Below are 14,930 nucleotides of genomic sequence, written 5' to 3'. Positions count from 1 at the left end.
ACCCATCTATATGTGCGCCGCAAAATAGGCAAGTTGCATTGCATCATAACCATTGAAGATCCGTTGCAAGAAAAGACTGTTGAGGCCATTCAGCAATGATGCAGCGCACATGGAAAATGCCAAGCCGTGGCGTTCCGTGCTCTGCGCATTCATGTTGCCGTTAAACCGGCGATCTGCTATGAAGGCTGCCATGGGATCTAAATTCGGATGTCTCGCGCAGAATGTTTATGTGCTGCAGGACCACAAGCGTCTGCCGGCACGGTTCTTTGCGCGTGTTTCCGGGGCGCTCACCAGCCGACTTAGGCTCGCCTGACAGCACCGCTGTCCACGCCATTCTGAACCCTGGTTACACTTTTCCATGACAAGGCATAGAGCCATGAGCGCACCCCGCACCTTATATGACAAGATCTGGGACGACCACGTCGTCAATCGCGACCCAGACGGAACCTGTCTTCTCTACATCGACCGTCACCTCGTCCATGAGGTGACGAGCCCGCAGGCCTTCGAAGGCCTGCGCATGGCCGGTCGCCCCGTGCATTCGCCTGCCCGCACGCTGGCCGTTGTGGATCACAACGTTCCGACCACGGCCGACAGGCTGGAAGGCATCAAGAACGAGGAAAGCCGCATTCAGGTGGAAGCGCTTGCGCAGAACGCCAAGGATTTCGGCGTCGAATATTATTCCGAGCGCGACAAGCGCCAGGGCATTGTCCATATCGTCGGCCCCGAACAAGGTTTCACCCTGCCCGGCATGACGATCGTCTGCGGCGACAGCCACACCTCGACCCACGGCGCCTTTGGCGCACTGGCGCATGGCATCGGCACCTCGGAAGTGGAGCATGTTCTGGCGACGCAGACGCTGATCCAGAAGAAAGCCAAGAACATGCTGGTGCGTGTCGACGGTAAAGTTCCTGATGGCGTTACCGCCAAGGACATCATCCTCGCCATTATCGGGGAGATCGGCACGGCGGGTGGCACCGGCCACGTGATCGAATTTGCCGGCGAGGCGATCCGCTCGCTCTCCATGGAAGGCCGCATGACGGTCTGTAACATGACCATTGAGGGCGGCGCGCGTGCGGGTCTTATCGCACCGGATGAAACCACCTTCGATTACATCAAGGACAAGCCGCGCTCGCCGAAGGGTGAAACGCTGGAACAGGCCATCGCCTATTGGAAAACGCTGAAATCCGACGAAGGCGCCCATTACGACAAGGTCGTGGTGCTGGATGCGGCCAACCTGCCGCCCATCGTCTCCTGGGGTTCGTCTCCGGAAGATGTGACCTCCGTTGAAGGCATTGTTCCCAATCCCGATGACATCGAGGAAGAAAACAAGCGCGCCTCCAAGTGGCGTGCGCTTGAGTATATGGGCCTGAAGCCCGGCACGCGCATCACCGATATCGCCATCGACCGCGTCTTCATCGGCTCCTGCACCAATGGCCGCATCGAGGATTTGCGCGCGGCGGCGAAGATCGTTGACGGCCGTAAAGTCGCTCCCACCGTTTCGGCCATGATCGTGCCGGGCTCCGGTCTCGTGAAGGAACAGGCGGAACAGGAAGGTCTGGACAAGATTTTCCTCGAAGCCGGTTTCGAATGGCGCGAACCGGGCTGCTCCATGTGCCTTGCAATGAATGATGACCGCCTGAAACCCGGCGAACGCTGCGCCTCCACCTCGAACCGCAATTTCGAGGGCCGTCAGGGCTATAAGAGCCGCACTCACCTCGTCTCGCCAGCTATGGCGGCAGCGGCCGCAATCGCCGGTCATTTCGTCGACGTGCGTGAGTGGCAATGATTGCCGCATGATTGCTTGAACAGCAAACCCCGGAGCGATCCGGGGTTTTTGTTTATTCGGAAATAATCTTCACACGCTGGCCGGGCTGCAGCGTCGCCGTGGCGCTCATGGCATTGATCATGCGGAACATGTCGAGCTTCCGGTCGGTTCCCATCATCCGCGCCGCCATCGTCGCCACGGTTTCACCGGGCTTCACAGTCACCACCCGCACCCTCAGCGGCTTCAGCGAGGCAATTTCCTGCGGCGTCATCTTGCGGAAGCTGGTGCGCAATATGTTGGCGATAGAATCGAGCTGGGTATTGCCCTTCGGCACGGCCGTCAGGAAACGGAATATCTGCTGGCCGACACGAATGACGGTCACGTCAAAGTCCCATTTATCCGCACTTGCCCGGGCTGTCGCAGCCTCCAGACCGTTGATCTTCGTTTCCTTGACGGTTTCCGGCAACAGGCCGGCAACCCAGCCGCTGGTCAGATAATTGGCAAGGCTCGTCTGTTTCGGATCGGCGACGCCGTCGAAACGGATCGCCATATCGCCCGGTCCCGTCGCCAGAACGGCCTCGACCTTGTTGTCGATGACGAAACCTTCCGGCACATCGAAACGAATGCCAAGCGTTCCGTGCAGGAATGTCTGGCCGCGGACATAACCCTCCTGCGGGCTGTCGCCATAAAGCAGGCCGTCTATGCCATCCAGAAACCAGTCGCGACCACGATCCCCGACCTGGCCGTCCTGGCCGAAGGCGCGTGCATGACGCCGCGCAAGCTCGATGCGCTGCGGCGTGTTGGGGTGGCTGGAAAGAAAGTCGAGGCTCTGGTCGTTTTCAGGGTCGGCCGAGGAGAAGCGCGCATAGGCCGCCATGGAATCCAGAAAACGCGGCGAGGCAAAGGGGTCGTAACCGGCCTCGCCCAGCATGCGCACGCCGATCACATCCGCCTGCAATTCCTGCTGGCGCGAAAAGGCCGCGAGCCGCAGCTTGCCGCGCGCAAGCGCCTGCTTGCCAGCAAGATCGCTCGACAGCACTTCGGCAACCACGCGGCTGGCAATCACCTCCGCCTCTTCGCGGCGCTGGCGTTCGATGCCGTGATTGGCGGTGACATGGCCCATTTCATGCGAAAGCACGGCGGCCACTTCCGAAGCATCGTTGGCAAGCGCTAGCAGTCCGCGCGTCACGTAAAGATATCCGCCCGGCAGCGCAAAGGCGTTGATGGCCGGCGAGTTAAGGATAGTGATGCGGTAGGACTGTTGCGGGTTTTCCGAAACAGCCGTCAGAGCACCGGCGATGCGGGCGACAAGCCGCTCCGTCTTGGCGTCACGATATTCGCCGCCATAACTTGCCACGATGCGCGGATGTTCGCGTGCACCCATCTGGGCGCGCGGATCATTCTTCTGCACTTGTTCGACCGTTTGCGGATTATCCGACGGCCGCAAGGTGGACTGGTATGCCGGGCTGAAGAGAGACTGACACGACGACAGGAACACGGCAGACGCCGTCAGCACGGAACAGGCGACAACCATCCTGCCCGAACGGCGAAGGCCTGAACGGGAGAAGAGCCTCCCCTCTGCGGTCATGCTATTTCTCATTCTCTATGCCTGCCCCTAACGTTCCTGATCATCCGTTAATTGCAGACCAGAATAACAGATTCGCCCCAACGGGCGATGAATGCCGAAACGGTAAAAACGATCCATCAAGTCCGGATTATTCCTGAAGAACGCAATAATTCCCATCTTTTCTCGGGCAACAACTTGAAACTGGCAAGTGCAAATTAGCGCCATTGAAGTCATCTAAATCGATTGCCAGCGGCACACGTCGAAAATAAGGCGATCACCCGTTCAGAAAACTGTCCACCGCCTTCACATTTCGTGTGGCGAAGAAATCTGCGGTAGAGCCGACATAGACAACCCGGCCGCGATCAAGAAAAACCACCTGCTGCGCCAGCTTCTTTATGTCGTCAGGATGGTGGGTGACAATAATCACCGTGTTTTTTGTTTCTCCATGCAAGTCGAGAAGCAGGGAGGCCATACCTGCCCGCAGTCCCGGATCGAGTGCGGCAAAGGGCTCGTCGAGCAGCATAACCGGTTTTTCTCTGACCAGCGCGCGCGCCAGCGCCGCCCTCTGCCTTTCTCCGCCGGAAAGCGTGCCCGGCAAACGTTTGTCGAAACCCGCAAGACCGACGCGGACGAGGGCCATCTCAATCCGTTCCCGGTCTTCCACACGTAATTTCAGCCCGGGGCTGACACCGAGAGCGACATTGGTGAAGATATCGAGATGGGCGAAAAGATTATTATCCTGGAAGATCGATGAGACCGGTCTCTCCGAAGGATCGAGCGCCGCCATGTCCTGCCCGCCGATCATCACGCGGCCGGAATCCGGCACCTCGAAGCCTGCGACGAGGTTGAGAAGCGTCGACTTGCCCGAACCGGACGCGCCGACGACAGCGGTTATCCGGCTCTGCGGGAATGTGCAATCGAGGTCGAAATCCTGCGTTCCAAGCCGCAGCCTGACCTTGTTGAGTTCAACGGCAAAATCTTCGCCGGTCATATGCTCGCCCTTGCTGATGGGGATTGCCGCGCAACACCGCCTGCGGCAAGCAGCAGGCAGACGATACCGAGAAGGAAGGCATAACCGGCGGCGTCATTGGTACGATAGCTGCCCATGCTGCTGTAAACCAGCCATGGCAGGGTGACGAAACTTTCCGACCCGAACAGGGCAACCGCACCTAAATCGCCGAGAGACAGGGCCATGGCGAAGGAAAACGCCATGGCCAGCGGCCGCCACAGAACCGGAAGATCGGCGAACCGCAGCCGCGTCAAGCCCTGAAGCCCGAGACTGGCGGAAAGCCGGCCGGTGCGCAAAAAATGACTGGTGAAAGCCGGTTCCAGCACCCGCATGGCAAGCGGCAAAGCCATCAGCATATTGATGAGCGCCACGAGGACCGGCGCATAGAAGCTGACATCGCCGAAAACCCGCAATAACAGGAACCACCCGCTTCCCAATACGACAGGCGGCACCAAAAGCACCAGCGAAGACCCCGCCCCCAGCATGGCGGAGAGGAAGCGCAGGGGTTGCCCCGCCTGCCGTCTGGAGCCTATCGCCTGTCGCGCGCCGATGATCGCCATGCAGCAGAGCACAACAAGGGCTGCAGACAGTGCGGCAATTGCAAGACTGGCCACCGCCGCGCGCAGGAAAATCGGCGCGGACAAAAGGCGCGGCAGATCGGCCCTCAAACCCGAAACAGCGATGGCGGCAAGCGGCAGGCCGATCAGCAGAACAGCGAACACGATTGCCACGCCATCCCAAAGGCGAGCGCCGACGCCTTTTCCATCGAAACGGCGAAGGGAACGGCCAAGCGAGGGAATCTCCGCTTCGGGCGACGGCAAAAAGGCAAGAAGGCCGAGCAGAATTGCGGTGAGGGCAATCTGCAAAACCGAAAGCGCAATCGCCCGCTGCGGATCGAAATCGAACCGCAGCGCCTGATAGATCGCCACCTCCAGCGTCGTTGCCGCCGGCCCGCCGCCCAAAAGAAGAACGAGCGTGAAGCTGGTGGCGCACAGCATGAAGACAAGCCCGGCAATACCGGGGACGAGACGCGCGACCGCCGGCCATTCGATAAAACGGAAAATCGAAACCGGACCCATACCGAGGCTCGCCGCCATGCGCCAATATTCGCCCGGAATACGCTCCAGCCCGGCCAGCATCAGCCGCACCGAAAGCGGCAGATTGAAAAACACATGGGCAATAAGAATGCCGGAAAGACCGTAGATGCTGAACGGCTCATCCGCCCCGGCAAAAACAAGGGCCGAATTCAAAACGCCCTGCCTGCCCCAGATGGTGATGATACCGAAAGCGCCGACGATCACAGGCAGACCCATCGGCACCGCCATCAGTCTGACGATCCAGATTCTTCCCGGAAACTCGCGCCGACGGCAAAGCGCCAGTGCCACCGGCAGGCCGAGAAAAAGGGAAAGAAGGGTGGAGAGCGTTGCCTGATAAAGCGTGAAACGCAGGATGCGCAGCGTATAGGCATCCATGATGCCGGCAGCGGGCGCGCCGGCATCAAAAGACAGGAGAGCCGCAACCGCGAGCGCCATGAACAGGAAAACGGCAGCAAAAGCCGCCGTTCCGAAAATGATCGACCGTCGGTAATCGCGACGCGGCATCATGCGCGGATGTGCCCCTTCCTCAATTCATGCTCATGGCGGCAAGCCATTCATCGATCCATGCCTTGCGGTTCCTCGCTACCTCTTCCGGATCCATCAGGAAAGTCTTCTGCGGCACCACGAGTTTGGAAAACGCCTCCTGCAAAGGCTTAGAGGTCGCCGCGACCGGCATCATCCAGTTGTTTTCCGGAATGGCATCCTGAAAACCGGATGTTAGCGTGAAAGCGAGGAACTGCTTTGCCAGTTCCTTGTGCGGCGCGTTTTTGAGGAGACCGGAAACCTCAATCTGGATGTAATGTCCTTCGGAAAAGGCGGCGGCCTGATAACGATCCGTTTTTTCAGCGACCATGTGATAGGCGGGCGAGGTGGTGTAGGAGAGCACCATCGGCACCTCACCCTTGGTGAAGAGGCCATAGGATTCCGACCAGCCCGGCGTGACGGTGAGAATGCGCTTCCTGAACTTTTCCCAAGCCTCCGGGGCCTTGTCGCCGTAAACCGATTTCACCCATAGCAGCAGGCCGAGCCCCGGCGTGGAGGTGCGCGGATCCTGAATGACGATTTTCTGCGAGGGGTCGCCTTCCACGAGGTCTTTCAGGCTCGTCGGCGGGCTTTTCACCGTCTGCGTATCATAGATGACAGCGAAATGACCGTAATCATAGGGAATGAAAACATCGTCCGTATAACCGCCCGGCACTTTGGCCGCCGATGCATCGATGCCGCTGACATCGAACAGACCGGTCTGTTTTGCTTCCGCGACAAGATTGGTGTCGAGACCGACGACGACATCCGCCTTGGACCCCGCCCCTTCAAGCTTCAGACGATTGAGCAGCGCCACGCCATCGGCCACGCCGACGAAATTGACCGTGCAATTACAAACCTTCTCGAAGGCCTCCTTCACCTTGGGGCCGGGACCCCATTCGGAAACGAAACTCTCATAGGTGTAGACGGTCAGTTCCTGTCTATCCTGTGCAATGGCAAGACCGGGCAGAAACAGCGAGGCGGCAACGAGGGAATTCAGGAAAAGACGACGGCGCACGGGTATCTCCTCAAAAAACGATAGGGAAATAGCCGTCTGCGTTAAAGCCGTCTAATCCCTCCGCCGGTATGAACCGGATCAGGTTCTTCGGGTTGGCAAGCCTCTCAGCCTTTTACACCCAAGCGCAAAAGACACCCCGTTAGATCAAGATGATGGTGTAATCCCGCCGTCCCTGATTGGCAAGATGGCCGAGGTCAGCCCTGTTCCGTCATATGCACCAGTTCCCAGACATGTCCGTCGGGGTCCTGAAAGCTGCCGGCATACATGAAGCCATGATCCTGCACGGGCTTCCAGCTGCCACCGCCGGAGGCGAGCGCCGTGGCGATCATCCGGTCGATTTCCTCCCTGCTTCCGGCGGAAAGACAGGTCAGAACCTCGGTGGTTCGCGTCGCATCGGCAATGTCGCCGTTGATGAAATCGCGGAAACGTCCCTCCTGCAGAAGCATCACGAAGATATTCTCTTCCACGATCATGCAGAGTGTGTGGTCATCTGAATATTCCGGGTTGAAGCTGAAACCGAGAGCAGTAAAGAAGTTTCTTGACGTCTCGATGTTCTTGACCGGCAGATTGACAAAAATCATGCGCATTTTTCAACTCCTCCAAGCGAACGCCGGCATAGAACGGCAATTCTGCTTTTCTGTCAAAGGCCGAAGGAGGACCGGCAAAGGAAGGACTGATGCCTTCAGCCCTCCAGTTCCTCGCGAAGCATCTCCAGTTCCAGCCATTCTTCTTCCATGTCTTCCAGCTTGTCGCGCAGCTTCGACATTTCCTGCGCCAGCGTGTTGAAAGCCTCCGGATCTTTTGTGAAAAGTTCCGGATCGGCCATGCGCTGCTCGCGTTTTGCGATTTCGCTTTGCGCCTTCTCCATCTCCTTAGGCAGATTTTCGAGCGCGAATTTCTGCTTGAAGGAAAGCTTGCCCTTCGCCTTTACAGGCTCCTGTGAAGCCGAGGCAGAAGATGCCGCTTTCGCCTTTTCCTGCTTCTCAGCCTTGCGCTTCTCGTCCGACGCCCCCTTGCGCTGCGCCATCATGTCCGAATAGCCACCGGCATATTCGATCCAGCGCCCGTCAGGCTGGTCGGGATTAACAGGGGCGATGGTGGAGGTAACGGTACGGTCAAGAAAATCGCGGTCGTGGCTGACGAGAATGACCGTGCCGGAGAAGCCGGCGACGATTTCCTGCAGCAGATCGAGCGTTTCGATATCGAGATCGTTGGTCGGCTCGTCGAGGATCAGAAGATTGGTCGGCCGTGCCAGAATGCGCGCCAGAATAAGGCGCGCGCGCTCGCCACCGGACAGGTTGCGGATCGGCGTGCGGGCCTGTTCCGGCTGGAACAGAAAGTCCTTCATATAGCCCGTCACATGCTTCAATTCGCCGTTAACCAGCAGATTTTCGCCGCGGCCATCGGTCAGATAATGCGCGAGCGTATCGTTGGGATTGAGATCCTCGCGCTTCTGGTCGAGCGTCGCAATCTCCAGATTGGTGCCAAGCTTCACCGTGCCGCTATCGGGCTCCAGCTGGCCGGTGAGCATCTTCAGAAGCGTGGTTTTACCGGCGCCGTTCGGGCCGACGAAGCCGATGCAATCGCCGCGATGGACGCGCAGCGAAAAGGGCGCGACGATCACGCGCTCGCCGTAAGCCTTGGTGATGGCCTCGGCCTCGATGACCAGTTTGCCGGATTCACGCCCTTCGGTAACGGTCGCCTGCACCGTGCCCTGCGGCCCCTTGTGGCCGCGATATTCCGCACGCATCGCCTGAAGCTCGCCGACGCGGCGCATGTTGCGCTTGCGCCTTGCGGTCACGCCATAACGCATCCAGTGTTCTTCGCGCTCGATGGCCTTGCCGAGCTTGTGCTGCTCCAGCTCTTCCTCTTCCAGAACCTTGTCGCGCCATTCCTCGAAATGGGCAAAGCCACGATTGAGACGGCGGGACTGGCCACGATCGAGCCACACGGTCGAGGTCGAGACCTTCTCCAGAAAGCGCCGGTCGTGCGAGATCAGCACCAGCGCACTGCGCGTCTGCTGCAGCTCGCTTTCAAGCCATTCGATGGTGGGAAGATCGAGATGGTTGGTCGGCTCGTCCAGCATCAAAATATCCGGCTCAGGCGCCATGACGCGGGCAAGTGCCGCGCGGCGCGCCTCGCCGCCTGAGAGGCTCTCCGGATTTTCCTGTCCGGTAAGGCCCAGATGTTCGAGAAGATAGGTGACGCGATAGTGATCGTCACCGGGGCCGAGCCCCGCTTCGGCATAGGCCTGAACCGTGTCGTAACCGGCAAAATCCGGGGCCTGCTCCAGATAACGGATGGTGGCCGCCGGATGCCGGAAGACCTCGCCCGACTGCGCCTCGACGAGACCCGCGGCGATCTTCATCAGGGTGGACTTACCGGAACCGTTGCGCCCGACAAGGCAGATGCGATCGCCCGGTTCCACCTGGAGATTGGCGCCGTCGAGCAGCGGGGTCACGCCGAAGGTCAGCTTGATGTCATCGAGTTTCAAAATTGGGGGTGCCAAGGCGTCAGGCTCCGGTCAGGTCATAAGGGCGGGCGAGCACGATGGCTTTTCCGCTTTTCAGCGAGAAATGCACGGGGCCGCCATTCGCGACATTGGAAATAGTGCGGGACGAACCGAAAGCAAGCGCGAAATCCTTCAACGGATAACGCACATTGCCGATATCGAGCCCCTCAAGGGCGGTAAATCCGGCAACCGAAAACAGCGATCCGGCCGGCAAATCAATGGCGAGCGAACCGGCAAGCAGCGGCCTCGCCTCTTCTTCACCGGAGGTCAGCGTCACCTCGAAACCGCGCTCAGCAAGCGCTACGGCATAAAGAAGGTGCTGAAGCGCATGGTCGCTTCGTGCGCCGCCAAGCGCGCCCACCAGCAGCAGCGAATGCGCGCCGCGCGACAGTGCCTCGGAGACCGCGATCTCACCATCTGTCACTGCCTTTGCCGCCGGATAGGGTTGCCGCGTCACATCGGGCCAGGCGTTGAGCAGCTCTTCATTGGCGGAATCGAAATCCCCAACCCACAGCTCGGGCACAAGGCCAAGCGGCCCGGCATGGCGCATGCCGCCATCGGCCGCAATCACACGGCTGTCCGCGACCGCCTCTTTCAGACGACCGGTCACCGTGACATCGCCGCCAAGCAGAATGGTGAAGCGCTCTTTATCCATGCCCTGCCTTACCGCACCTCGGCCGAAAATGGAAAGCAGAAACCCGATGAAATCAGCCTATATTGATTTTCGCCGGCTTCGGGATTATGAAACCCCTCAGTGGTGATTTGCCGACCGGCTTGCAGCCACTTTAAAGAAGTCGCTAAAGGGTCGAGGAAAAGGGCAATTTCCTGGGACCGGTCGCGATTTCGCTGCCGGTTTTTTTGTTTTCGCAACGTTCTTTACGCGACCCGGAAAAGAGAGTTCGACATGCCGATCAAGATTCCCGATACGCTTCCCGCCTTTGAGACCCTCGTTCATGAGGGCGTGCGGGTCATGACCGAAACGGCGGCCATCCGGCAGGATATCCGCCCGCTCCAGATCGGGCTTCTCAACCTCATGCCGAACAAGATCAAGACCGAAATCCAGATGGCGCGCCTCGTCGGCGCCTCGCCGCTGCAGGTGGAATTGTCGCTCATCCGCATCGGCGGCCATCGCGCCAAGAACACGCCGGAAGAACATCTCCTCTCCTTCTACGAGACGTGGGAAGAAGTGCGTCACCGCAAGTTCGACGGTTTCATCATCACCGGCGCGCCGATTGAGCTGCTGGAATATGAGGACGTCACCTATTGGAATGAAATGCAGAAGATATTTGAATGGACCCGCACCAATGTTCATTCGACCCTCAACGTCTGCTGGGGCGCGATGGCCGCCATCTATCATTTCCATGGGGTGCCGAAATACGAGCTGAAGGAAAAAGCTTTCGGGGTCTATCGCCACCGCAACCTTTGCCCCTCCTCGATCTACCTCAACGGCTTTTCGGACGATTTTCAGGTTCCGGTATCACGCTGGACGGAAGTTAGGCGCGCCGATATCGAAAAACACCCCGACCTCGAAATCCTGATGGAATCTGAGGAAATGGGCGTGTGTCTGGTGCATGAAAAGGAAGGCAACCGTCTCTATATGTTCAATCATGTCGAATATGATTCGACCTCATTGTCCGACGAATATTTCCGTGACGTGAATTCCGGCGTTCCCATCAAGCTGCCGCATGATTATTTTCCGCACAATGATCCGGAACTAGCCCCGCTCAACCGTTGGCGCAGCCATGCCCATCTGTTTTTCGGCAACTGGATCAACGAAATATACCAGACGACGCCCTACGATCTCGAATCCATCGGCAAACTCGCTGCGTAAATTGCGGATTGCGAATTGCCGGAAAATGACGCAACGTCCGCCGGCAATTCATGGCAATCGGGAGAATGACGTTATGAGCGACGCGGCGGTGCGGGAGAATTTCGGTTTCACGGCGACCGGCGAAAAAGTCGAACGCGTCACCATCTCGAAAGGCGGGCTGACGGCCAAGATCATCACCTGGGGCGCCGTTATTCAGGATCTGCGTCTTGAAGGCCACCAGCCGCCCCTCGTGCTCGGCTTCGACAAGTTCGAGGACTATAAATATTCCTCCTATTTCGGCGCCACCCCCGGCCGCAACGCCAACCGTATTGGCGACGGCCGGTTCTCGATCGACGGACACGAATACCAGCTGGAGCTCAATGAAAAGGGCGTAAGCCACCTGCATGGCGGTAGCGACGGCATGGGCAAACGCAACTGGATGTTGATGGAACATGGCGAAAGCCATGTGGTTCTGCAGATCATCGATCCCGATGGCCGCGCCGGTTATCCCGGTAATTGCACGGTCACGGCCACCTATACGATCCTCGACGGCGGCGTGCTTTCGGTTGTCTATGAAACGGTGACCGACCAGCCGACCATCGCCAATGTCTGCCAGCATTCCTACTTCAATCTCGATGGCGCAGACACCGCACTTGGGCATGAGATCAGCATCGCGGCTGATTTTTACCTGCCCACCAACGACAAGCAGATACCGACGGGCGAAATCCGCTCCGTCGAAGGCACCGTCTTCGACCTGCGCCACCCGACACCGATGCGGCGCAAGGAGAATGGAGAGCAGGTTCTCTACGACCATAATTTCTGCCTCTCGCCAGAGCGCCGCGCCAAGCGCAAGGTCGCCCGCGCCTATTCGTCGGCCTCCGATATCGCCCTTGAAGTTCACACCACCGAACCCGGTGTGCAGTTTTATTCGGCCTTTAAACTGGATGTTCCGGTTCCCGGCCTCGATGGCCGTCGCTATGGCCCCTTTGCCGGTTTCTGCCTGGAAACGCAGATATGGCCGGACGCCGTCAACCACGCGGATTTCCCGCACGCCATCCTGCGGCCAGGCGAAACCCTGCGACAGGAAACCGATTATATTTTCAAGAAAGGCTGAAGCGGCACGCCGGGATCAATCCAGCACGCAGCCGACATAGCCGCCGGAGGCGCGGGCGCGCCGTTCGATGAGGCTAGCAAGCCGTTGCAGCCCGCGTCCCGGCTTGCTGGCGACGCGGTCGATTGGATTGGGTAGTGACACAGCCAGCAGCGCCGCCTGACGGGAGCTGAGTTTTGCGGCCGGCACCTTGAAATGGTGCTGGGCGGCAGCCTCGATACCGTAAATTCCCGGTCCCCATTCCGCAACGTTGAGATAAATCTCCATCATCCGCTTTTTCGACCACACGAAATCGGCGGCAATTGCCAGCGGCAATTCCAGCCCCTTGCGCAAAAACGAGCGGCCGTTCCATAAGAACAGATTCTTCGCCGTCTGCATCGGAATAGTGCTGGCGCCGCGGGTGGAAGCCCCCTCAAGCGCATCGCTGACCACGGATTGCATCTGGTTCCAGTCCACGCCGCCATGGAAACAGAATTGCCCGTCCTCGGACATCATCACGGATTGCACGAGGCGCGGCGAAATATCCTCAAGCGGCACCCAGCGTCTATCATAACCCTGCAGAGTGACCATATCGGTCAGCATCAGCGTCGAAACAGGCCGGATGAATGGCAACGCATAAACCGGAATCAACAGATAGGGCAGAATCAGCAAAACCAGCATGGTCATGACGATACGCTTTGCCAACGTGCGAAAATCCACCTTCTGCCTGCTTCGGTCTTCCGCCAGCACGGCATATTCTGCGTCGCTTTCAGGCGTACTGCTCAATATCCGTCCCCGCGCCCCACGCCAATTGAAGCCTTTCATAGTCCATTGCCGCCTTGAAGGCGAGTCCGGTGACACCGTTGCGACCCCGGAATCACGAAAAGGTTTGCCTGCATTCGTCCGGCATGCCAAAGAGCGCGCATGGACGCTCAGATGACGAATTTCGAAACGAGACTGCGCGAAAACGCGGCAAAAACCGAAGCCCTGCTTGGCCGCCTGCTTTCCGGCGAAGCCCGCGCGGATGAGATCACGCGCCCGCAAAACCTGCTCGACGCCATGCGCCATGGCGTGCTGAACGGCGGCAAACGCCTGCGGCCCTTCCTCGTCATCGAAAGTGCTGCCCTTGCGGGCGGGAATGCCGAAGCCGCCCTTTATGTCGGCGCGGCACTGGAATGCCTCCATTGTTATTCGTTGGTTCATGACGATCTGCCGGCCATGGACGATGACGACCTGCGCCGCGGCCAGCCGACGGTGCATCGCAAATTCGATGAGGCAACCGCTATTCTCGCGGGTGACAGCCTGCTGACGCTTGCCTTCGATATCATCGCCTCGGACGAAAATCCGCTAGCCGCGGAACGCAAGACCGCACTCGTGCTTTCGCTTGCCCGCGCAGCGGGCATAGGCGGTATGGCTGGCGGCCAGGCGCTCGATCTCGCTGCGGAAAAGAAGGCACCCGATGAAGCCGGCGTCATTACATTGCAGGCTATGAAAACCGGCGCACTGTTACGTTTTGCCTGTGAAGCGGGCGCAATTGTTGCTGGCAGCGACATTTCCGAAAGGCAAAGGCTGCGTCTCTTCGGCGAAAAGATCGGCCTCGCCTTCCAGCTTGCCGACGACCTTCTGGATTTGACGGCCGACGCCGCCACCATGGGCAAGGCCACCGGAAAGGATGCCGCTCGCGGCAAGGGAACGCTTGTGGCGTTGCGCGGCGAAGACTGGGCACGTCGCAAACTGCAGGAGCAGGTGGCGGAAGCCAGCGAACTCTTGGCCCCTTATGGCGAAAAGGCCGCAATTCTCATCGCGGCCGCCAGATTCATCGCTGAACGAAAAAGCTGAGCGGCTTCCGCCCAGCTTTTCATCACCCAATCAGCCCTTGAGCGGCGAAATCAGCACTTCGACGCGACGGTTCTGGGCGCGGCCATCCGGCGTTGCGTTCGAGGCGATCGGCTGCGACGGGCCGAAGCCGAGCGTCGAAATACGGCGCTGGTCGACGCCGCGCGCGCCGAGATAATTGGCGACCGACGCGGCACGACGCTCCGAAAGGCCCTGATTGTAACCGGCGCTGCCGGTAGAATCGGTATGGCCGTTGATGTCGATGAGCGTGCGGTTGAACTTGTTCAGCACGATGGCGACAGAATCGAGCGTCTGATAGAATGGCGGGATGACCTGATCCTGGTCCGTCGCGAAGGTGATGTTCGACGGCATGTTGAGAACGATGCTGTCGCCACGGCGGGTAACCGAAACGCCGGTTCCCTGAAGCTGGGCGCGAAGCTCTGCTTCCTGGCCATCCATGTAATTGCCGATGGCGCCGCCGGCGAGCGCGCCGATGCCCGCACCGATGAGCGCTGCATTGCGGCGACCGGTCGGCGAACCGCCGACAGCCAGACCACCCAGAGCACCGACCACGGCGCCGATGCCGGCGCCGCCCGCCGTGTTCGAAATCTTCTGCTCACCCGTATAGGGATCGGTGGTGGTGCAGGCGGAAAGATAGGTCCCGCAAAGGGCGACGATCGCGATTTTTTTGATCATGTGTTTTG

14 protein-coding genes and 2 riboswitches are annotated in these 14,930 nt (G+C 59.2%); of the genes, 4 read left to right on the top strand and 10 right to left on the bottom strand.

Annotated elements, in window-relative coordinates:
- Positions 1-6 precede the first annotated feature (6 nt).
- Complete coding sequence (locus BS627_RS24675) at positions 7-192, bottom strand: hypothetical protein (RefSeq protein ID WP_165691368.1); 186 nt, start codon at positions 190-192, stop codon at positions 7-9.
- A 184-nt stretch (positions 193-376) separates the two neighbouring features.
- Here BS627_RS24675 and leuC point away from each other — a divergent pair, with 184 nt between their 5' ends.
- On the top strand, positions 377-1,786 hold the full coding sequence (gene leuC, locus BS627_RS22920) for a 3-isopropylmalate dehydratase large subunit (RefSeq protein WP_077985457.1): 1,410 nt from the start codon (positions 377-379) through the stop codon (positions 1,784-1,786).
- A gap of 52 nt (positions 1,787-1,838) precedes the next feature.
- On the opposite strand, the gene BS627_RS22915 is transcribed toward leuC, so the two are convergent.
- The 7 genes from BS627_RS22915 to BS627_RS22880 form a co-directional block, all read right to left on the bottom strand.
- Positions 1,839-3,353 (bottom strand): M48 family metalloprotease, encoded by a 1,515-nt coding sequence (locus BS627_RS22915; protein ID WP_193559318.1) that lies wholly within the window; start codon positions 3,351-3,353, stop codon positions 1,839-1,841.
- Between the two features lie 253 nt (positions 3,354-3,606).
- Positions 3,607-4,323 carry a thiamine ABC transporter ATP-binding protein gene (locus tag BS627_RS22905; protein WP_077985454.1) on the bottom strand — a complete coding sequence of 239 codons (717 nt, stop codon included), beginning with the start codon at positions 4,321-4,323 and terminating at the stop codon, positions 3,607-3,609.
- Entirely contained in the window at positions 4,320-5,945 is a 1,626-nt protein-coding gene (thiP, locus tag BS627_RS22900; protein ID WP_077985453.1) for a thiamine/thiamine pyrophosphate ABC transporter permease ThiP, read from the bottom strand. The genes BS627_RS22905 and thiP overlap by 4 nt, the downstream gene beginning before the upstream one ends.
- 19 nt (positions 5,946-5,964) lie before the next feature.
- Entirely contained in the window at positions 5,965-6,978 is a 1,014-nt protein-coding gene (gene thiB / locus BS627_RS22895) for a thiamine ABC transporter substrate binding subunit (RefSeq protein ID WP_077985452.1), read from the bottom strand.
- Between the two features lie 38 nt (positions 6,979-7,016).
- A riboswitch (TPP riboswitch) is annotated at positions 7,017-7,127 on the bottom strand.
- Between the two features lie 45 nt (positions 7,128-7,172).
- Positions 7,173-7,565 (bottom strand): VOC family protein, encoded by a 393-nt coding sequence (locus BS627_RS22890; protein WP_077985451.1) that lies wholly within the window; start codon positions 7,563-7,565, stop codon positions 7,173-7,175.
- Between the two features lie 95 nt (positions 7,566-7,660).
- Positions 7,661-9,487, bottom strand: a complete 1,827-nt coding sequence (locus BS627_RS22885; RefSeq protein ID WP_077985450.1) for an ABC-F family ATP-binding cassette domain-containing protein — start codon at positions 9,485-9,487, stop codon at positions 7,661-7,663.
- Positions 9,488-9,491: 4 nt separating this feature from the next.
- Entirely contained in the window at positions 9,492-10,145 is a 654-nt protein-coding gene (locus BS627_RS22880; protein ID WP_077985449.1) for a thiamine diphosphokinase, read from the bottom strand.
- Between the two features lie 89 nt (positions 10,146-10,234).
- Positions 10,235-10,311, top strand: a riboswitch (SAM riboswitch).
- 83 nt (positions 10,312-10,394) lie between these two features.
- Here BS627_RS22880 and metA point away from each other — a divergent pair.
- Both metA and BS627_RS22870 read left to right on the top strand, forming a co-directional pair.
- Positions 10,395-11,321, top strand: a complete 927-nt coding sequence (gene metA, locus BS627_RS22875; protein ID WP_077985448.1) for a homoserine O-acetyltransferase MetA — start codon at positions 10,395-10,397, stop codon at positions 11,319-11,321.
- A gap of 73 nt (positions 11,322-11,394) precedes the next feature.
- Positions 11,395-12,414, top strand: a complete 1,020-nt coding sequence (locus tag BS627_RS22870) for an aldose epimerase family protein (protein ID WP_077985579.1) — start codon at positions 11,395-11,397, stop codon at positions 12,412-12,414.
- Between the two features lie 15 nt (positions 12,415-12,429).
- On the opposite strand, the gene mtgA is transcribed toward BS627_RS22870, so the two are convergent.
- Positions 12,430-13,077: a monofunctional biosynthetic peptidoglycan transglycosylase gene (gene mtgA, locus BS627_RS22865; protein WP_245307259.1), complete on the bottom strand. Its 648-nt coding sequence runs from the start codon at positions 13,075-13,077 to the stop codon at positions 12,430-12,432.
- Positions 13,078-13,314: 237 nt separating this feature from the next.
- Between mtgA and BS627_RS22860 the strand changes: the two genes are divergently transcribed.
- Positions 13,315-14,229 carry a polyprenyl synthetase family protein gene (locus BS627_RS22860; RefSeq protein ID WP_077985446.1) on the top strand — a complete coding sequence of 305 codons (915 nt, stop codon included), beginning with the start codon at positions 13,315-13,317 and terminating at the stop codon, positions 14,227-14,229.
- Positions 14,230-14,259: 30 nt separating this feature from the next.
- Here BS627_RS22860 and BS627_RS22855 read toward each other — a convergent pair whose 3' ends face one another.
- The gene (locus BS627_RS22855; RefSeq protein ID WP_077985445.1) at positions 14,260-14,922 is read right to left on the bottom strand and encodes a YiaD family glycine zipper/OmpA-like lipoprotein; all 663 of its coding nucleotides are present in this window, start codon (positions 14,920-14,922) and stop codon (positions 14,260-14,262) included.
- Between the last annotated feature and the right edge of the window lie 8 nt (positions 14,923-14,930).

The sequence above is a fragment of the Agrobacterium salinitolerans genome (assembly GCF_002008225.1).
GTDB classification, from domain to species: domain Bacteria; phylum Pseudomonadota; class Alphaproteobacteria; order Rhizobiales; family Rhizobiaceae; genus Agrobacterium; species Agrobacterium salinitolerans.
The sequence above is the reverse complement of the archived record's forward strand: the minus strand, read 5'-3'. Positions and strand labels throughout refer to the sequence as shown.